The sequence below is a fragment of the Acidimicrobiales bacterium genome, from assembly GCA_022452035.1.
GTDB lineage: Bacteria > Actinomycetota > Acidimicrobiia > Acidimicrobiales > MedAcidi-G1 > UBA9410.
The window spans coordinates 1-19243 of the sequence record JAKURV010000001.1 but is presented as its reverse complement, the minus strand read 5'-3'; the positions used below and the strand labels follow the sequence as shown (position 1 = coordinate 19243).

Genomic DNA, 19243 nt, shown 5'->3' with positions numbered 1-19243 from the left:
ACCCGTAGGAGGCCCCGTGGCACCGTCCGACGACCTGAACCCCGGCCATCCGGTCCGGGCCGGCAGCATGCTCTACACGCTGGTCGACCCCGAGCCGGGCCACGAGGTGGCCTACAACCGGTGGTACGAGCGGGACCACTTCTACGGCGGCTGCATGACCGGTCCGTGGTGTTTTGCCGGGAGCCGCTGGGTGGCGACCCGGGAACTCAAGGACCTGCGGTTCCCGGCTAAGGGAAACTCGATCAGCGATCCGGTCGACCGGGGTTCCTATGTGGCTATCTACTGGGTGGAAGACGGACACCACGACGACCACTTCGCTTGGGGGGCCGACCAGGTGGTGAGGCTGTACACGGCGGGCCGGGGATTCCAGGAGCGTCGCCACGCCCACACGGTCCTGTACCGGCACCGTTCAAACCGATACCGGGACAAGGACCCGGTACCGGTGGACCTGGCGCTGGACCACCACTACGCAGGGATCGTCTCAGTGGTCGTGGAGCCGACCGGGGGCGCGGACCCCGTCGACCTTGACGCCTGGCTGGACAACGAGGGCCTACCGCCGCTGTTCACCGACGGGCCGGTGGCCTCGTGTGCCCAGTGGACGGCTGTGCCCCGCGATGGAATGACCAGCAACGCCCCCATGGATCTCGGCTCACCACCCCCCGGTCCAGACGCCACCATGCAGGTGTTCTTCCTGGAGGGGGCCCCCCAGGCCTGCTGGGACCGGTTCGTGGACTATGCGGCCCGTCTGGAGGCCTCCGGGGTAGGCCGGGTCACCTCCGCGGCGCCGTTCCTCCGGACCGAGGTCGGAACCGACCGCTACGTCGACGAGCTCTGGTAGCCGGTGGGTGGCACGGTGCCGCCAGGGCCAGTGGGGCTCAGACCCCGGCCAGGGCCTCCACCACGGGGGCGAATTCCACCATGGCGTCCTCGTTGAGGCCGATGTAGGTCAGGCCCCAACGTTCCCGCCAGGCCAGCAGGGTTTCCACGCACTGCCCTGTCGAACCGACCAGAACGTGCGGGGAGGCCAAGGCCGCCTCGGCGTCTAGGCCCAGGGCGGGGGCCATGAGCTCGGCCAGGCCCACCGGATCGTCAGTGATCTGGGCCATGTGCACCCGGGTCTGGAGCTCGATGTCGTCCAACCGGTCGCCGGCCGCCTCGCGGATCCAGCCCAGCTTCTCGTCGGTGGCCTCAACGGTGGCCGTGGCCCCGGCACGCTGGTCGATCACCCCAGCCGCCATATTGGCGTTCAGCCCGACGATGTCGGCCTCCCGGGCCGCAAGGCTCAGCATGCGCCGCCCGCCACCAGCTAGCAGGAACGGCGGGTGGGGGGACTGGATACAGGTGGGCTGCCCGTCGTAGCCCCGCACGGTGTAGTGCTCGCCCTCGAAGTCAAACGGGCCCTCTCCGAAGCAGTGCTTCAGAAGCTTCACCGCTTCGGCTAACCGAGCGATGCGCACCCCAGGCCGGTCCAGAGGAATCCCCGACTGGTCATAGTCGGTGGTCTTCCAGCCAGCCCCGAGGCCCAGCTCCAGGCGCCCGTCGGACAGCAGGTCCAGCGTCGCCGCCTGCTTAGCCAGAAAGAGCGGATGCCTGAAGTCATTGCCCAGCACCAAGGTGGTGAGTCGTAGGTCGCGGGTGGCCTCGGCGGTGACGGCCAGGGCGATCAGCGGCGCCATCTCGGCGTCCAGATGGTCCGAGACCGAGAGGGCCGAGTAGCCGAGATCCTCGGCCCGGCGGCCGATCTCCCGCCACTCGGCGGCCGGCCGCGGAGCCGAGGCCTGGACGCTGAAGCGAAACGTTCGGGTCATGGCGGGCCACCCTATGCCACACCGGAGTACCGCCCCGAAGGCACCCCGGAGCCCGTCGCCGACCACCGGTAGGGTGCGCCCGATGGCTCCCTTCGACCCGGATCCGGTTCCCAACGGGGTGAGTCCCCGTCCGGTGGAGGGGTTGTCCGAAGGCCTGAACCCAGCCCAACTGGACGCCGTCACCCACCCGATGGGTCCCCTACTGGTGGTGGCCGGGGCCGGCTCGGGAAAGACCCGGGTCCTGACCCGACGCATCGCCCACTTGGTAGGGGAGCGAGGGGTGTCACCGTTTGCACTGCTGGCCATCACCTTCACCAACAAGGCGGCCGGAGAGATGAAGGAGCGGGTGGCCGCCCTGGTGGGTCCGGTGGCCCACCGGATGTGGGTCTCGACCTTTCACTCGGCCTGCGTGCGGATCCTGCGCCGGGACGCCGAGCAACTCGGATACCCGTCCAGGTTCAGCATCTACGACCAGGGCGACGCTGTACGCCTCACCAGTCACGTGGTTCGTGACCTGAACCTAGATACCAAGCGGTTTCCGTCTCGGGCCATCCACGCTGCTATCTCGACGGCCAAGAACGAGGGCCGGTCAGCGACCACCTACGCCGAGCAAGCCGTCGGCCCCTATGAACGCCACCTAGGCGAGGTGTTTGCCGAGTACCAAACCCGGCTCCGTAAGGCTGGGGCCATGGACTTCGACGACCTGCTGGACAACGCCGTTCGACTCCTCCGCGAGCACCCCGACGTCCTGGAGCACTACCGGCAACGGTTCGAGCACGTGCTGGTCGATGAGTACCAGGACACCAACCGGGTCCAGAACGACCTGGTGATGCTGCTGGGTGCCGGGCACCGCAACGTCTGCGCGGTGGGCGACAGCGACCAGTCCATCTACCGTTTCCGGGGCGCCGACATCCGCAACATCTTGGAGTTCGAGCGGACCTTCCCGGATGCCACCGTGGTGGTCCTGGACCAGAACTACCGGTCCTCGCAGACCATCCTCGACGCCGCTAACGCCGTCATCACGAAGAACCCGGGCCGTAAACCCAAGGAACTGTGGACGGCCGCCGGTCCAGGCGACCGCATCGTCCGCTTCCGCGCGGATGACGAGGTGGACGAGGCGGCGTGGGTGGCGGGTCGCCTCCGGGCGCTCCGGGCTGAGGGCCGTCCCTGGTCGGAGCTTGCCATCTTCTACCGCACCAACGCCCAGAGCCGGGCCGTGGAGGAACAGCTGGTCCGGCTTGGCGTGCCGTACCGGGTGGTAGGCGGCACTCGGTTTTACGACCGGCGAGAGGTACGCGACGCCATGGCCTACCTGAAGCTGGCCGCCAACCCGGCCGACGAGGTAGCGGCACGACGGGTGTTGAACGTGCCACGGCGAGGCGTGGGTGACACCTCAGTAGCCAGGGTGGACGCCCGGGCGGTGGCCAACGACGTCGGCTTCATGGGGGCTCTGCGGTCCGCTGAGGAAGCAGGCGTCACCGGACGGGCGGCCGCAGGGATTCGTTCCTTCCTAGCTCTGGTGGACGACCTGGCCGCCACCTTGGATGACGGACCGGGGAACATCTTGGAACGGGCGCTGGACCGGTCGAACTACCTCGACGAGCTGCGGGCCGAACACACCATTGAATCCGAAGGCCGGTTGGAGAACCTGGCCGAGCTGGTCGGCGTGGCCTCCGAGTTCACCGACGTGGATGAGTTTCTTGAGCGGGTCGGGCTGGTAGCCGACACCGACGATCTGCCTGACGGCGGCGAGGACGACGACGTCGGCCAGGTCGTTCTCATGACCATGCACGCCGCCAAGGGGTTGGAGTACCCGGTGGTCTTTGTGGTCGGAATGGAGGACGGCGTCTTCCCCCACCAGCGGGCACTCGGCGATCCGGACGAGTTGGAAGAGGAGCGTCGCCTGGCCTACGTAGGCATCACCCGGGCCCGGGAGCGACTACACCTCAGCCACGCCTGGAGCCGCATGCTGCACGGCCAGACCCAATACAACCCACCCAGCCGGTTCCTGAGCGAAATCCCCGACGACCTTATGGTCGACGCCGAGGAGAGCCGGACGGCGACCCGCCAGGATGGCGGGTGGGGCAGCCGGGGCAGTCGAGGCAGTCGGGAAGGAGACACGGCCTCGGACCGGGGTTGGTTCGACCCGACGCCTCCCCGCCACCGTCCGGACGACGAGCCGGCGGGCACGGTGTTCGGTGGTGGCCGCGGGCCCTCTGAGTCGGCGTCGGGCCCCTCGTCCACCGGCGCCCACGAGTTGGGCCTGCAGCCTGGCGACGATGTGGTCCACCGGGCCTGGGGCGACGGCGTGGTCGAGTCGGTGCACGGTGAGGGAGACCGAGCCGAGGCGGTCGTGCGTTTCGCCGCCAAGGGCGAGAAGCGTCTGCTCCTGGCCTGGGCCCCCCTGGAGCGCCCGGGGACCTGAGGTCGCCCTTGGGGAGGCACACCGGGACGGTGCACCGGCCCCGACCGTTACGCTGCCTCGGTGGCCGGCCCTCGGGGCCGGCCCCGGCCCGTGTAGCTCAGTCGGAAGAGCGATTCACTCGTAATGAATAGGTCCGGGGTTCGATTCCCCGCGCGGGCTCGTCCAGACCCCCAGCGCCCGGCCGAGCCTCGTGCCCCACCCGCTGACCGACCCCCTAGGATCCCACCCATGAACGTGTTCGCAGGAGTGATCTGGCACTACTGGCTAGCCGTACCGCTAGCCATCGGCGCTTTCGCCCTCACCGTGGCCACCCTGGTTGGCTATTTCCAGAAGGTCTCGTCCACCCGCTATCCCAGGCGCTGACCGCCGGTCGGGTTTCGTCCGGCCCCCGCCCGTCGCGCCGATGTCCCCGACCGCCCCGTGAACGAGGTATTCGTCGACTGGTCCCTGGCCGAACAGGTGGCCGTTCGAGTCGCCAACCGGGCACCCTTCGGCGGAGCCCACCACCTCGAAGGCCTGACCAGGGAGTTCGACGTCCACACGGCGCGTGCCGAGGAGTTGGTAGCCACCACCACTGGGCTGCGGGCCCTATCAGGTGATGCCCGGGCCCGAGTCGTCGACCGGGCCGACTGGATCCGGGCCAACCTGGCCTCGCTGCAGCGCCTCCTGCGTCCGTTGTTTGAACGTATGGCCGACAGTCCCGGCGGCGGCCCATCGGCGCTGGCCACCCGGATCGGGGCCGTTGAGCTGGGAGTCGTACTGGGGTGGATGTCCACCCGGGTGTTGGGCCAGTACGACCTCTTGGTGCTGGAGGACGAAGCGGCTGAGGACCAGGATCTCGTCTACTACGTGGGTCCCAACCTGGTGGCCCTTGAGCGCCGGTACGCCTTCTCGACGACCGACTTTCGCCTGTGGCTGGCCCTTCACGAGGTCACCCACCGGGCCCAGTTCATGGGAGTGCCGTGGATGCGAGAGCACTACCTAGGGCTGGTGTCGGGCATCCTGGACGGAAACGAGACCGAATCGTTCGACCTGACCGCCGCCCTTCGGTCCTTGGTTGACCGGCGGCGGTCCGGGGATCCGGCCGACGGGAGGTCCGGGGGCGGCGTGCTAGGGGCCATCTCGTCACCCGAACAACAGGCCAACCTGGATCGGATCGCCGGCCTGATGAGCCTCCTGGAGGGGCACGGCGACGTAACCATGAGTCGGGCCGGGGAGGGCATCGTGGAGGGCGCCGATCGCTTCGCCCGGGTCATGGCTGACCGTCGGCGCACCGCGTCTGGAGTAACGAGGGTCTTCCAGCGCCTGGTCGGGCTGGAGGCCAAACTGGCCCAGTACGCGCAGGGTGAGGCGTTCATCGCCGCCGTGGAGGCCCACGGTGGCACCGCTTTGCTGGACCAGGTTTGGGAGGACCCGTCCCACCTGCCTGGCCTCGATGAGATCCGCCAGCCCGACCAGTGGATCCAGCGGATGGCATCCGCCCCAGCTGAGCCAGTGGCCGGCTGACCGGAAGGTGGCGGTTGTGACGGCATCCGACGACACTGGCCCGGCGGCTGGCCTACGACCCGCTGACCTGCTGGACCGCTGCGCCTTTCCCCCCGCCGGGACCCCGGTGGACTGCGCGGTGTCCGGTGGTCCCGATTCCATGGCGCTCCTGGTGCTGGCCCTTGACGCCGGCCTGGAGGTCACGGCATGGCACGTCGACCACGGCCTACGACCCACCTCGGCCGACGAAGGGGCGTGGGTGGTCCGGACAGCTACCGACCGCGGGGCGACGGCCCGTTCGGTGGTGGCCCAGGTGGAACCAGGTTCGAATCTCGAAGAGCGGGCCCGGGACGTCCGGCGGGCCGTCCTCCCGCCCGGGGTACTCACCGGGCACACGGCCGACGACCAGGCCGAGACAGTGCTGCTCAACCTGCTTCGGGGGGCCGGAGTGCCGGGAGCGGCCGGCATCGGGGCGCCGCAGCGACGTCCCCTGCTGGCCCTACGTCGCCACGAGACGTCAGCCCTGTGCACGGCCGTCGGCCTGCAGCCGGTTTGCGACCCTATGAACAACGACCCGCGTTTCGTCCGCAACCGGCTCCGCCACGAGGTGATGCCGTTACTGGCCGAGATCTCGGGCCGTGACCCGGTGCCGCTGCTGGCCCGGCATGCTGCACGGGCCAGGGAGGCGGCCGGACTACTGGCCGGCCTAGTGGCCGATGTCGACCCGACGGACGTACGGTCCCTATCCGACCTATCTGATGACCTAGTCCGCCTGGCCCTTCGGTCCTGGCTGACCGACCGCGACGCCGGCCGTTCGCCCGACGCCGCCTCGGTAGAGCGGGTGCTTGACGTGGTTCGGGGCCGAGTCCGCGCTGCCGAGGTGGTGGGCGGCCACCGGGTGACTCGCTCAGCGGGCCGCCTCTCCCATGGGCACCGCTAGGGTCGGGCCATGGCCGTAGACCCGTCCGCGTCCGCCACGTCCGACGGGTACACCGCCGGTCGACTACTGGTCTCCGAAGAAGACCTCCAGGCCCGGATCCGGGCCCTGGGCGAGGAGATCACCGCCGACTACGCCGGTCGGGCCCCGTTGCTGGTCGGGGTACTCAAGGGCGCCTTCATGTTCATGAGTGACCTGGCCCGAGCCATCGATCTGCCGGTCGAGTTTGACTTCATGGCCGTGTCCTCCTACGGCCACTCCACCCGGTCGTCCGGGGTGGTGCGGATCGTTAAAGACCTGGACCTCGACCTGGCCGGTCGCGACGTCATCCTCGTTGAGGACATCGTGGACAGTGGCCTGACCCTGAACTACCTGCGCCGCAACCTTCTGGCCCGTAACCCGGCCAGCCTCGAGGTCTGCGCCCTTCTGGTTCGGGAGAACCATCGGGTGGACGGGGCCGTCCTTCGGTACGAGGGCTTCCGGGTCCCCGGCGACTTCCTGGTGGGCTATGGGTTGGACGTCAACGAGCGCTTCCGGAACCTTCCCGACATCCGGGTCGTGGTTTCGGAGCCCGACGACGGGGAGTCCGGGTGACCGCCGACGTAGGCCAACCTGTTGACCTGGACCGTATCGAGGCGGCGGTGGCCGAGATCCTGGTCGCTCTCGGCGAGGATCCCAGCCGAGACGGCCTACAAGAGACGCCAGCCCGGGTGGCCCGTATGTACGCCGAGGTTTGCAGCGGCCTACATGAGGACCCCGCCGACTACCTCGTCCGGACCTTCGACCTCGAACACGACGAGATGGTCATGGTCCGCGACATCCCCGTCTACTCGCTCTGCGAGCACCACCTATTGCCGTTCTTCGGCGTGGCCCACGTGGCCTACATCCCGCAGAAAGGCGGCATGATTACCGGCCTCTCCAAGTTGGCCCGCCTTGTAGATGGCTTCTCCCGGCGCCTGCAGATCCAAGAGCGCCTGACCTCCCAGGTGGCCGGTGCTATCCAGCACACCCTGGAACCCCAAGGCACCCTGGTGGTTATCGAAGCCGAGCACCTGTGCATGTCCATGCGCGGGGTCCAGAAGCCGGGGGCGGTCACCGTCACCTCGGCGGTCCACGGCGTGTTCCGAGACGAGGTCTCCACTCGCCTGGAGGCCATGAGGTTCATTGAGAAAGGTCGGCACTGACTGGACGGGTCTAGGGGCCGAAACGGGTCGACGCTAGGGTCGATCCATGTCCACTCTGACTACCGAGACCGTCCCGGAGGGGCCACACGTCGCTTGCTCTCCCGGAGGCGTTATGGGCGTCCTGAACGTCACACCAGACTCGTTCTCCGACGGGGGGTGCTTCCTCGACTACGGGGAGGCCGTGTCCCACGGCCGAGCCATGGTGGCGGAGGGGGCCACCATCCTCGATGTGGGTGGGGAGTCGACCCGTCCAGGTGCCACGCCGGTCGGCGTGGACGAGGAGGTGGCCCGGGTGGTGCCGGTGGTGGCCGGACTGGCGGACCTCCCGGAAGTGGCCAACGGCCGGGTCCGCATCTCGATCGACACCCGCCACGCCGAGGTGGCTCGCCGGGCTGTGGCCGTCGGGGCCACCATCGTTAACGACGTCAGTTCCACCCTGGACGAGGTGGCTGCCGACCTAGGCGTGGGGTGGGTGGCCATGCACATGCAGGGCGATCCACGGACCATGCAGGACGAGCCGGCTTACGACAACGTGGTGGTCGAGGTCCGTGACTTTCTGGTCGACCGGGCCGAACGGGCCGCCGCCGCCGGGGTACCGGAGGTGTGGATCGACCCGGGTATTGGATTCGGCAAGACCACCGGCCACAACCTGGCCCTACTGGCCCGCCTGGACGCTCTGGTGTCCACCGGATGGCCGGTGGTCCTGGGGGTCAGTCGCAAGCGCTTTCTGGGCGAGCTCACCGGGTGCAGTGACCAGCGGGGGGCCGACGGGACGGTTGAGCCGACCCCGGTTGACGACCGGCGGGAAGCCTCGGTAGCTATGGCGGCCTGGGCCTTCCTGCAGGGGGTCAGGGTGGTGCGGGCCCACGACGTCCGAGCCACGGTGCAGGCCTCAAGGGTGGTCGGATGACCCGGATCTCGGGCACCATGTCTCACGTGGACGGATGGCATGGAACCCGACGCGGGCGGAGCACCCCATGAGGGGCAAGTGGGCGCAGGGGATCGTGCCCCGTAGTTTCACGTGGATCATCAAGGACCGCATCGCGGTCAGCGAACGGCCGGGGGGTTGTGGCGACGCCCACCGTCGGATCCGCCGCCAGGAGGAGATCATCTGGATCCGGGAGAACGGCTTCGACTCCGTGCTCTCCCTCCTGGCCAGCGACCACAACCTCCACAACTACGACGAGTTGGAGATGGCCTGGTCCCACATTCCGTTCGGTGGGGCATCCGACGGCTTGGCCTGTCTGGAAGAGGTGTTCCGGCGGATCGACGAGCTAACGACCGACGGCCGGAGGGTGCTGGTCCACCGCGAGGAGCTCAACGACGTGGTGTGCGGCCTGATGGGTGCCTACCTGCTGCGGACCGGCCTGGCCCCCACCGGCCCTCAGGCCATGTCAATCGCCGAACAGCTCACCGGTCGGCCACTGGGTTTCCCGGGCCGAGAGATCGTGGGCCTGGTGGCCTCGTCCGGCGGGAGCGACGGGTGAGCGACCGGATCGAGTTGAGAGGCCTGCGCGTCTCGGCCGTCTGCGGCGTCCTTCCCGAGGAGAAAGTCCGTCGCCAGCCCCTCGAGCTCGACCTCGACGTGTACGCCGACCTAACTGCCGCTTTGACCACCGACGACCTGGCCGACACGGTGGACTATGGCACCCTGTGCGCCCTGGTGGCCTGCATCGCCGACCGGGAGTCGTTCGACCTGATGGAGCGGTTCGCCAGTCGGGTGGCCGAGGACATCCTGGCCACCAGCGGCGTGGAGGCGGTGACGGTGGCGGTGCGGAAGCTGCGTCCTCCCGTACCAGAGGACCTCGCCACCAGCGGGGTGCGGATCCACCGCACGGCATGAGCCGCCGGGCCCTCCTGGCTCTGGGCTCCAACTTGGGCGACCGGTGGAGTCACCTGCGCTGGGCAGTAGATGCCCTGCCCGACGTAGTCGAGGTGTCGGCGGTGTACGAGACGGCACCCGTCGGCGGCCCAGACCAGGGCCCCTACCTAAATTGCGTGGTTCGCCTGGAGACCGACCTGGACGCTCGGGGCCTCCTGGAGCTGGCCCAGGACAGAGAGCTGGCTGCCGGCCGGGTCCGGGGCGAGAGGTGGGGGCCGCGCACGCTGGACGTAGACGTGCTCTGGGTGGACGGCCAGACGGTCGACGAGCCCGACCTGGAGGTCCCGCATCCCCGTATGTTCGAGCGGGCCTTCGTGCTGGTGCCCCTCCGGGAGGTGGCACCCGACTTGGTGGGCGACATCCCTGATGACCAGGGCGAGATCGTGGACGTCGGGTTGCTGGACGCCGGGTCCCGGGATCCGGAGGTCTGATCGTGTCGACGTTGTGGATCATGAGATCATCGGGCCAAGTCGGACCGCCGCCACCAGGAGTCGTCGGGTGACCGTCGAGGTGGTGAAGTCATCCCGTTCCCGTTGGCCGGGGCGTACCGTGCACGTCGAGTGCGAGACTCTGGACCAGGTACACCAATCACTGGAGGCGGGCGCCGATGCTCTGCTGCTCGACAACATGACCCCGGCCCAGGTCAGGGCCTGCGTCGACGAGGTTCGGGCCCACGCGGCGCGCCACGGCGTCCGACCGCTGGTCGAGGCTTCCGGCGGGATCACGCTGGCCGTGGTGGCCGAGTACGCGGCCACCGGCGTGGACTGCATCTCCAGCGGTGTGCTGACCAACGCCGCGCCAGCCCTCGACGTGGACCTCGACCTCCCAAAGGCGGAGATCCCATGCTGCTGACCATCGACGTGGGTAACACCCAGACCGTCCTGGGCCTCTACGAGGCCGATGCCGCTGTGTCGGCGGCCGACGCCGGCCTGGTTGACCACTGGCGAGTCCGCACCGACCACGATCGCACCTCCGACGAGCACGCCGTCCTCATCCGCAACTTGCTGCGCCAGTCGGGACGGGACCTGGAGGAGACGGTCACCGGTTTGGCCATGTGCTCCGGGGTGCCACGAGTGCTGGCCAGCCTGAGGGAGATGGTCGACCGCTACATCGACTTCGAGCCGGTGATCATCGAGCCGGGCGTGAAGACCGGGATGCCGATCCTCTATGACAACCCCCGGGAGGTTGGCGCCGACCGGATCGCCAACGCCGTGGGTGCCTACGACCTGTACGGCGGTCCTACGGTCGTCGTGGATTTCGGAACCGGCAACAACTTCGACGTCATCTCGGCCGATGGGGAGTTCATGGGAGGGGCCATCGCTCCGGGCGTGGAGATCAGCCTGGATGCCCTGTTCGGACGGGCCGCTGCCCTACGGGCCGTCGAACTGGTCGAACCTCGAAGCGTGATCGGCAAGAGCACGGTGGAGTCACTGCAGTCGGGGGCCGTGTTCGGGTTTGCCGCCCAGATCGACGGGATGGTGAACCGCTTCCGCGACGAGCTTGGGAGCTGCACTGTGGTGGCCACCGGCGGCCTGGCCCACATAATCGCCCCGGTGGCCTCGACCATCGAGCACGTGGAGCCCTTCCTGACCCTCCACGGGCTCCGCCTGGTGTATGAGCGGAACCGGTGAGCGGAACAGGCGGCGTGCCATACCGCTTCGAGCCAACAGCCACCGCGGCAGCTGTCGAGGCCGAGCACGCCGGCCTGGCCGACGGCGAGGAGTCCGGTGTCGTGGTTACGGTGGCCGGCCGCCTGATGCTGCGGCGCGACCAGGGCAAGTTGGCCTTCGGGGACCTGCAAGACGGCACCGGGCGGGTGCAGCTCTTCGCCATGGAGCGGTCAACGCCCGACTTCGAGAGCTTTACCGGGCTCCACCTAGGGGACTGGATCGGGGTGACCGGGGAGGTCCTGCGGACCCGTCGGGGTGAACTCAGCATCCGGGTCGACTCCTGGGTCCGTCTGGCCGAGGCCCGTCGGGGCTTTCCCGACAAGTGGCACGGCATTACCGACGTCGACATCCGGTACCGCCAGCGGTACGTGGACCTGTGGGTCACCGAGGAATCGCGCGACACCTTCGTAGCTCGCAGCCGGATCTTCTCAGCCACCCGCCGGTGGTTGGAGGACCGGGGCTTCCTGGAGGTCGAGACGCCGGTCTTTCATCCCATCCCTGGTGGAGCCCTGGCCCGGCCGTTCACCACCCATCACAATGCCCTGGACCTGGAGCTCTACCTGCGGATCGCCCCCGAGCTCTACCTCAAGCGCCTGACGGTGGGTGGCTTCGACCGGGTGTTTGAGATCGCCCGGGTGTTCCGCAACGAGGGCCTGTCGACCCGCCACAACCCCGAGTTCACAATGCTGGAGCTGTACCAGGCCTACGCCGACTACGGCGACATCATGTGCCTTGTGGAGGACCTGGTGTCCCACCTGGCCTTCGAGTTGCACGGCACCACCGCGCTCTCTTACGACGGCCGGGACCTGGACCTGGCGGCACCGTGGCGGCGTGCCACGCTGCTGGAGCTCCTGGAAGAGCACGGGGGCCTATCGGTGGACCTCGACACGCCCCGGGACGAACTGGTCAGGTTGTGTGGGGAGCGGGACATCCCAGTCGAGAACCACCACGGCCCCGGCAAGCTCATTATGGAGCTATACGAGAAAACCACCGAGCCGGAACTCTGGGGGCCTGTGTTCGTCACCGACTACCCAAAGGAGGTCTCACCCCTGTCGCGCGACCACCGGGACCGGCCGGGCTGGGTGGAACGCTTCGAGGGGATCGTGGCCGGGCGGGAGATCTGCAACGCCTTCACCGAGTTGGTGGACCCGGCGGAGCAGCGGATCCGGTTTGAGGCCCAGGAGGTCGGGAAGGCGGCGGGCGACGCCGAGGCCATGGCCGTGGACGAGGACTACCTGCGGGCCCTGGAGTACGGCCTCCCGCCCACCGGCGGCCTGGGGATTGGTATGGACCGCCTGGTGATGCTGCTAACCGGCACCACCACTATCCGCGACGTCATCCTGTTCCCGACGCTTCGACCCGAGCAGTAGGCAGACCACGGGGCTAGGCCTCAGGCCGTCCGGTCGAGGCGTTCCACCAGCAGGTCGCAGGTGGTGAGCATGGCGTCCACCGCAGGGTTAGTCGGCAGCCCGTCGATGGCCACCCGGGCGTCCGCCAGGTAGCCGACGGCCGTCTCCCGAGTGGACGCGATGGCCCCGTCGGCTCGGACAAGCTCACGGGCCCGGTCGCGGCCGGCGGAGTCGATTGGACCACCGAGCAACGACCGTAGGTCGTCGCCGGCAGGGCCGGCCAGGGCCCGGATGACGGGCAGGGTGTAGGTCCCCTCCACAAGGTCGTTACCCGACGGTTTACCCAGTTCCTCGTCGGTAGCTGTCACGTCCAGCAGGTCGTCGACGACCTGGAAGGCCATGCCGTAGTTGTGGCCGAAGTCGGTGACGGCGTCGACGACGTCCCGGGAGTGGTCGGCCACGATGGCCCCAATGCGGGCCGCGGTAGCCAGCAGGGAGGCCGTCTTGCCGGAGATGGAGGCCAGGTAAGCCTCCTCACTGCGGTCCACGTCGAAGGCATGGCGCACCTCCCGGACCTGGCCCTCGCACAGGGCGGCGATGGTGGCAGCCAGCAGCCCGGCCACCTCGGTCCCCAGATCGGCGGCGATCTCCGAGGCCCGGGCCAGCAAGTAGTCGCCGGCCAGGATGGCCTCCAGGTTTCCCCAACGGGCGTTCACGCTCTGGACGGTCCGCCGGGTCTCGGCGTCGTCCATGACATCGTCGTGGTACAGGGATCCCTGATGGACCAGCTCCACGGCCACGCCGCCTCGGATGACGGCCCACAGGGCCACGTCAGGGTCCTCGTCCAGGACCAGCGAGGCGGTGATCGCCAGGGCGGGTCGGACCCGCTTTCCGCCAGCGTCGATCAGGTGCCGGGCCACCTCGGTGAGGAATGGGTCGTCCGACTCGACGACCTTGCGGAGCTCGTCCTCGGTCCGCCGGAGGCCGTCGGCCATACCAGGGAGGTCGAGGAGGGTGGTGGGATTGGCCACCCGCCGAGGATACGACGCCCGGCCCACCGGTCGAAACGGGGCCCTCGTGTCGCCCAGGGCTTAATCCACGCGGATGGTGGGTCACGGCTCACGGGTACACTTGAGGAGACGGGGGACAATCGAGACCAGGAGGCATCCCGTTGTTTGAGCGGTTCACCGACAGGGCCCGACGGGTCGTGGTGCTCGCCCAGGAAGAGGCGCGGCTGCTCAACCACAACTACATCGGCACCGAGCACATCCTGCTCGGGTTAATCCACGAGGGCGAGGGCGTGGCCGCCAAGGGCCTCGAATCGCTCGGCATCTCGCTGGAGGCGGTGCGCAGTCAGGTCGAGGAGCTCATCGGCCAGGGTGCCAGCTCGCCCAGCGGCCACATTCCGTTCACGCCGCGGGCCAAGAAGGTCCTGGAGCTCTCGCTGCGGGAGGCCCTCCAACTAGGGCACAACTACATTGGCACCGAGCACATCCTCCTGGGCCTCATCCGGGAGGGCGAGGGCGTGGCCGCGCAGGTGTTGGTGAAGCTGGGCGCCGACCTTTCCCGGGTCCGCCAGCAGGTCATTCAGCTGCTCTCCGGGTACTCGGGGTCTGGACAGGGTTCTTCGGATTCGCCGGACAAGGCCGGGGCTACCGCTGGGGGCAGCGGGGGCGATTCCCCCTCAGGCTCCTTGGTACTGGACCAGTTCGGTCGCAACCTCACCCAAGCGGCCCGGGACAAGAAGCTGGACCCGGTCATCGGACGCCACCGCGAGACCGAGCGGGTCATGCAGGTGCTGTCGCGCCGGACTAAGAACAACCCTGTGCTGGTCGGCGAGCCGGGCGTCGGAAAGACGGCCATCGTCGAGGGCCTGGCCCAGATGATCGCCAACGACGACGTGCCGGAGACCATCAAGGACCGCCAGTTGTACACGCTGGACCTCGGGGCCCTGGTGGCCGGCAGCCGCTACCGGGGAGACTTCGAGGAGCGCCTGAAGAAGGTCCTCAAGGAGATCAAGTCCCGAGGTGACATCGTCCTGTTCATCGACGAGATTCACACGCTGGTCGGGGCGGGGGCCGCTGAGGGCGCCATCGACGCGGCGTCGATCCTGAAACCCATGCTGGCCCGAGGTGAGCTACAGACCATCGGGGCCACCACGCTGGACGAGTACCGGAAGCACCTTGAGAAGGACGCCGCCCTGGAGCGCCGGTTCCAGCCCATCACAGTCGACGAGCCCACGGTGCCCCACACCATCGAGATTCTGAAGGGCCTGCGGGAGCGCTACGAGACCCACCACCGGGTGACCATCACCGACCAGGCGCTAGTGGCGGCGGCCAACCTGGCCGATCGCTACATTTCCGACCGCCATCTTCCGGACAAGGCCATCGATCTGATCGACGAGGCTGGGTCGCGGCTGCGCATCAAGCGGATGCACACCCCGGACGACCTGCGTGAGATCGAGACCGATCTGGCCGAGGTGGTGCAGCGCAAGAAGGCCGCCGTCGAGGCCCAGGACTTCGAGGAGGCTGGGAGCTTGCGTGACAGCGAGAAGGAACTGCTAACCCGCAAGGAGTCAAAGGAATCCGAGATCCGCTCAGCCGGCGTGGACCTGTTCGACGAGGTCGACGAGGAGGCCATCGCCGAGGTGCTGTCGGTGTGGACTGGTATCCCGGTCTACAAGCTGACCGAGGAGGAGACCCAGAAACTCCTCTCCATGGAGGACGAGCTCCACAAGCGGGTCGTCGGCCAGGGCGACGCCATTAAGGCTGTCAGCCAGGCCATCCGTCGCACCCGGGCCGGCCTGAAGGACCCCAAGCGCCCCTCCGGATCGTTCGTCTTCCTGGGCCCGTCGGGCGTCGGCAAGACCGAGTTGGCTAAGACCCTGGCCGATTTTCTGTTCGGCGACGAGCAGGCCCTGATTGCACTGGATATGTCGGAGTACATGGAGAAGCACACGGTCAGCCGTCTGGTCGGCTCACCCCCCGGTTACGTCGGATACGAGGAGGGGGGCCAACTCACCGAGGCCGTCCGCCGTCGACCGTTCTCCGTGGTGCTGTTTGACGAGGTCGAGAAGGCTCACCCGGACGTCTTCAACACGCTGCTCCAGATCCTGGAGGAGGGTCGCCTGACCGATTCCCAGGGTCGCACCGTGGACTTCCGCAACACCGTCCTGATCATGACCTCTAACCTCGGCACGGCCGACCTGCGTAAGGCCAACCTGGGCTTCGCCAAGGCTGACGCGGCAGTCAGCTACGAGCGCATGAAGGCCAAGGTGCAGGATGCCCTAAAGGCCCACTTCCGTCCTGAGTTCCTAAACCGGATCGACGACACCATCGTGTTCCACGAGTTGTCCCTGGAAGAGGTGACGCGCATCGTGGACCTCATGGTGGCCCGGCTGGCCGACCAGCTGGCCGGCCAGGGCATCGGCCTGGAGCTCACTGACGCTGTAAAGGTCCATCTGGCCGAGCAGGGTTACGACCCCTCGATGGGCGCTCGGCCGCTGCGTCGGGCCATCCAGCGGCTGGTCGAGGACCCGTTGTCCGAGCGCCTCCTGCACAAGGAGTTCTCGGCCGGCGAGATCGTGGTGGTAGACGTCGAGGAGACCCCGGACGATTCGGACGCTCCAGGTGGTCGCACGGTCGTCTTCCGGGGCATTGCAGGGTTTGAGCCGCCGACCGTCGAGATGGCGGTCGAAGGCGCCGAGTAGCCCACCCGCCGGTCGTCGGGGGTCGGCCGGCCAGGAGTCTGCCGTGTACCCGTTGGTTCGTCGTGTAGTTGTCTGGCCGTTCTTGGTCGCCGTGATGGCCGTCTCGGCGTTGGCCTGCCGGGTGGATGCCACGGTCACCGTCGACGTGGTCGCCGACGGCTCGGGCACCGTCGCCGTTGCGCTGGAACTAGACGCCGCGGCCGTCGAGGCGCTAGGTGGCCTTGATGGCCGGGTCCACGTTGACGACCTGGTAGCCGCCGGCTGGAAGGTGACCGGTCCGACCACCGACCTCTCGGGTGGGGGTCAGATCTCGGCCGTCAAGCCGTTCACCCAGCCGTCCCACCTCGGGCCGGTACTGGCCGAGGTGGTCGGACCGACGGCCATCCGGGACGTGTCGCTGGTCCGGGAGCGCTCATTTGCCCGGACCACCTGGCGCCTGAGCGGCGCCATCGACCTCTCCGACGGCTTGGACCTGCTGGCCGATCGGGAGCTCGCCGAGGCGCTCGGGGGGCTGCCGTTCGCCCGCTCCGAGGAGGATCTAGCCGAGATGGCCGGATGCGGCGACGGATCGTGCACGCCGGCCGACGCCTTCACCCTGGTGCTGGAGGTCACCATGCCCTCCACGGACGACAAAGCGGATCCGACAGTGCCGACCGTCATTGAGCGGTGGTCGGTGGCCCTTGGCGACCGATCGGACACTGTGTTCAGCGCCACCGGAGTCCTAGTAGACCGGGAGCCGAGGGCCTGGCTGGCCGTATCGGCCGTCGCTGGCATCCTGCTCCTAGTCTTCCTGGCCTTCCAGGGCCTTCGCCTCGTCCGGTCCCGGCGAGCCGCACGGGCGGTCCGAGCTTCCGTCGCCGATAAGCCCCTGGGCTCTACGGAGATCAAGGAGGAGCGGCGTTCCACCGCCGAACCGGCCCATCGGGAACTTCGGCTGGTCGTCCTGGGGGGCATCGGGGTGGTGTGGGACGCCGGGGGCGACCCGGAGGGCCTCCTGGTTCCGTTCGTACGGGAGCAGGGAGGCGTGGTGGATCCCCGCGAGGTGGCCGACCGCTACCGGGCGGCCAGCCTCGGCCACCTGTCCAGTGAGGAGTTTTGGGGTGCAGTCGGCGTGGCCGGTGACCCCGAGGTGCTGGACGCCGAGTATCTGTCCCGGGTACGGATGAGGGCCGATGTCCTGCCCTTCCTGGACCGGATGGATGAGCGTTCGATGCCGGTGGCCTGCCTGACCAACGCCGTGCTGGCCTGGTCGTCCCAACTCCGAGACCGGTTCAAACTAGAGGGCCGCCTGGAGCCTTGGGTGGCCTCTGGCGGGGTCGGGGCCCGCAAGCCCAGCCAGGCCATGTTTGAGGCACTGCGGCGGATGTCCGGCGAGGCATTCGGCGACATGCTGCTGATCGACTCCGATCCGGCCACCTTGGAGGCGGCCCGCGGCCTAGGTATTTCGACCGTTCTCCTGAGGGGTACGGCTCTGGTTCCGACCGACTTCCCACATCCCGTCATCGACGGCTTCGCCGACCTGTTTCGCGCTTCTGATTCCTGACCGTCCCGACGTCCGACGGTTCTGTCACAGCCTGTCCATAGTGTCCGGGTCATGCCCGCCCTGGCCAAGCCCCGTTCCCAGCCCTACGTCTGCGATTCCTGCACCACGCCCCACCCCAAGTGGGTCGGCCGGTGCTCCTCCTGCTCGGCCTGGAACTCCCTGATCGAGGTCGGCGAATCGGCTGGCGGTCGGGTTTCCCCGGCCGACGCCCGTCCGCTGTCCGGCCTAGCCCCGACCGGGGCGGAAGCCGTACCCACCGGCCTAGCTGAGGCCGACCGGGCCTTGGGTGGAGGCCTCGTACCTGGCTCGGTGACGCTCCTAGGGGGTGAGCCCGGAGTGGGCAAGTCCACCCTGATACTGCAACTGGCCGCTGCCCGGGCTCAGGCCAGTAGTCGGGTCCTCCTGGTAAGTGCCGAGGAGTCGGCCTCCCAGGTCCGGCTCCGGGCCGGGCGCCTGGGCGCTGTCCACGACGACCTGTGGCTGGGCGATGACCGGGCCGTGGAGGGGATCGTGTCCCAACTTGACCGCCTCCAGCCGGCCCTCCTCATCGTGGACTCGATCCAGACTGTCCACCTGGCCGCCGACGAAGGCGCTCCGGGATCCCTCAGTCAGGTCCGAGCCTGCGCCCACCGCCTTGTTGTGGAGGCCAAGACCCGAGGCCTGGCCATCGTGTTGGTCGGCCACCTCACCAAGGACGGCAGCCTGGCCGGACCTCGCACCTTGGAACACGTGGTTGACACAGTGGTGGAGCTGGCCGGGGACCGCCACCACACCTTGCGCCTGCTCCGGGTGGTCAAGCACCGGTTTGGTCCCACCGACGAGATCGGTTTGTTCGAGATGGGGGGCGACGGCCTGCGGTCCGTCGACGATCCCAGTCGGGTCTTCTTAGCCGACCGGGCCCTCGGCGTAGCCGGCTCGGTTGTCCTCCCGGCCATGGAGGGGCACCGGCCCCTGCTGGTTGAGATCCAGGCGCTGGTCGTACGAGCCACCACCCCGCATCCCCGCCGGTCCCCCCAGGGCCTCGACGTTCGCCGCCTCTCGCTCCTGTTAGCCGTGCTGGAACGTCGGACCGAGGTGGACTTAGGGGCGTTGGATGTCTACGCCACGGTGGTCGGGGGCGTGCAGGTGACCGAACCGGCCGCTGATCTTCCCCTGGCTCTAGCCCGGGTTTCGGCTACCACTGGGCGGCATCTGGCTTCCGACAGCGTGGCCGTCGGTGAGGTCGGGCTGGGCGGCGAGGTCCGCCAGGTG

General features: G+C 68.4%; 18 protein-coding genes and 1 tRNA gene. 17 read left to right on the top strand and 2 right to left on the bottom strand.

Annotation, left to right across the window (positions count from 1 at the left end; translation table 11 throughout):
• Positions 1-16 precede the first annotated feature (16 nt).
• On the top strand, positions 17-838 hold the full coding sequence (locus MK181_00095; protein MCH2418200.1) for a hypothetical protein: 822 nt from the start codon (positions 17-19) through the stop codon (positions 836-838).
• A 37-nt stretch (positions 839-875) separates the two neighbouring features.
• Here the strand turns inward: MK181_00095 and MK181_00090 are convergent, their stop codons facing one another.
• Positions 876-1808 carry a TIGR03621 family F420-dependent LLM class oxidoreductase gene (locus tag MK181_00090; protein ID MCH2418199.1) on the bottom strand — a complete coding sequence of 311 codons (933 nt, stop codon included), beginning with the start codon at positions 1806-1808 and terminating at the stop codon, positions 876-878.
• An 82-nt stretch (positions 1809-1890) separates the two neighbouring features.
• On the opposite strand from MK181_00090, the gene MK181_00085 reads away from it, so the two are divergent.
• The 13 genes from MK181_00085 (at position 1891) to lysS (ending at position 12761) form a co-directional block, all read left to right on the top strand.
• Complete coding sequence (locus tag MK181_00085) at positions 1891-4233, top strand: UvrD-helicase domain-containing protein (protein MCH2418198.1); 2343 nt, start codon at positions 1891-1893, stop codon at positions 4231-4233.
• A gap of 86 nt (positions 4234-4319) precedes the next feature.
• A tRNA-Thr gene (locus MK181_00080) sits at positions 4320-4392 on the top strand.
• A 261-nt stretch (positions 4393-4653) separates the two neighbouring features.
• On the top strand, positions 4654-5739 hold the full coding sequence (locus MK181_00075; protein ID MCH2418197.1) for a zinc-dependent metalloprotease: 1086 nt from the start codon (positions 4654-4656) through the stop codon (positions 5737-5739).
• Positions 5740-5755: 16 nt separating this feature from the next.
• Positions 5756-6658, top strand: a complete 903-nt coding sequence (gene tilS / locus MK181_00070) for a tRNA lysidine(34) synthetase TilS (GenBank protein MCH2418196.1) — start codon at positions 5756-5758, stop codon at positions 6656-6658.
• A gap of 9 nt (positions 6659-6667) precedes the next feature.
• Positions 6668-7249: a hypoxanthine phosphoribosyltransferase gene (gene hpt, locus MK181_00065; GenBank protein MCH2418195.1), complete on the top strand. Its 582-nt coding sequence runs from the start codon at positions 6668-6670 to the stop codon at positions 7247-7249.
• Positions 7246-7839, top strand: coding sequence for a GTP cyclohydrolase I FolE (gene folE / locus MK181_00060; protein MCH2418194.1), 594 nt, complete (start codon positions 7246-7248; stop codon positions 7837-7839). Before hpt ends, folE begins: the two co-directional genes overlap by 4 nt.
• A gap of 46 nt (positions 7840-7885) precedes the next feature.
• Entirely contained in the window at positions 7886-8749 is an 864-nt protein-coding gene (gene folP, locus MK181_00055) for a dihydropteroate synthase (GenBank protein ID MCH2418193.1), read from the top strand.
• Positions 8750-8816: 67 nt separating this feature from the next.
• Positions 8817-9326 (top strand): hypothetical protein, encoded by a 510-nt coding sequence (locus MK181_00050; protein MCH2418192.1) that lies wholly within the window; start codon positions 8817-8819, stop codon positions 9324-9326.
• Entirely contained in the window at positions 9323-9682 is a 360-nt protein-coding gene (gene folB / locus MK181_00045; GenBank protein MCH2418191.1) for a dihydroneopterin aldolase, read from the top strand. The genes MK181_00050 and folB overlap by 4 nt, the downstream gene beginning before the upstream one ends.
• Complete coding sequence (gene folK, locus MK181_00040; protein MCH2418190.1) at positions 9679-10152, top strand: 2-amino-4-hydroxy-6-hydroxymethyldihydropteridine diphosphokinase; 474 nt, start codon at positions 9679-9681, stop codon at positions 10150-10152. Before folB ends, folK begins: the two co-directional genes overlap by 4 nt.
• Positions 10088-10573: a hypothetical protein gene (locus tag MK181_00035; protein ID MCH2418189.1), complete on the top strand. Its 486-nt coding sequence runs from the start codon at positions 10088-10090 to the stop codon at positions 10571-10573. The genes folK and MK181_00035 overlap by 65 nt, the downstream gene beginning before the upstream one ends.
• Positions 10564-11352 (top strand): type III pantothenate kinase, encoded by a 789-nt coding sequence (locus tag MK181_00030; GenBank protein MCH2418188.1) that lies wholly within the window; start codon positions 10564-10566, stop codon positions 11350-11352. Before MK181_00035 ends, MK181_00030 begins: the two co-directional genes overlap by 10 nt.
• Positions 11349-12761 (top strand): lysine--tRNA ligase, encoded by a 1413-nt coding sequence (gene lysS, locus MK181_00025; protein MCH2418187.1) that lies wholly within the window; start codon positions 11349-11351, stop codon positions 12759-12761. Before MK181_00030 ends, lysS begins: the two co-directional genes overlap by 4 nt.
• Positions 12762-12781: 20 nt before the next feature.
• Here lysS and MK181_00020 read toward each other — a convergent pair whose 3' ends face one another.
• Positions 12782-13771, bottom strand: coding sequence for a polyprenyl synthetase family protein (locus MK181_00020; protein ID MCH2418186.1), 990 nt, complete (start codon positions 13769-13771; stop codon positions 12782-12784).
• Positions 13772-13911: 140 nt separating this feature from the next.
• On the opposite strand from MK181_00020, the gene MK181_00015 reads away from it, so the two are divergent.
• The 3 genes from MK181_00015 to radA all read left to right on the top strand — a co-directional run.
• Positions 13912-16449 carry an ATP-dependent Clp protease ATP-binding subunit gene (locus MK181_00015; GenBank protein ID MCH2418185.1) on the top strand — a complete coding sequence of 846 codons (2538 nt, stop codon included), beginning with the start codon at positions 13912-13914 and terminating at the stop codon, positions 16447-16449.
• Positions 16450-16492: 43 nt separating this feature from the next.
• Positions 16493-17992: a hypothetical protein gene (locus MK181_00010; GenBank protein ID MCH2418184.1), complete on the top strand. Its 1500-nt coding sequence runs from the start codon at positions 16493-16495 to the stop codon at positions 17990-17992.
• A gap of 51 nt (positions 17993-18043) precedes the next feature.
• Positions 18044-19243: DNA repair protein RadA (gene radA / locus MK181_00005; GenBank protein MCH2418183.1), on the top strand; the 1200-nt coding region annotated here is incomplete at its 3' end.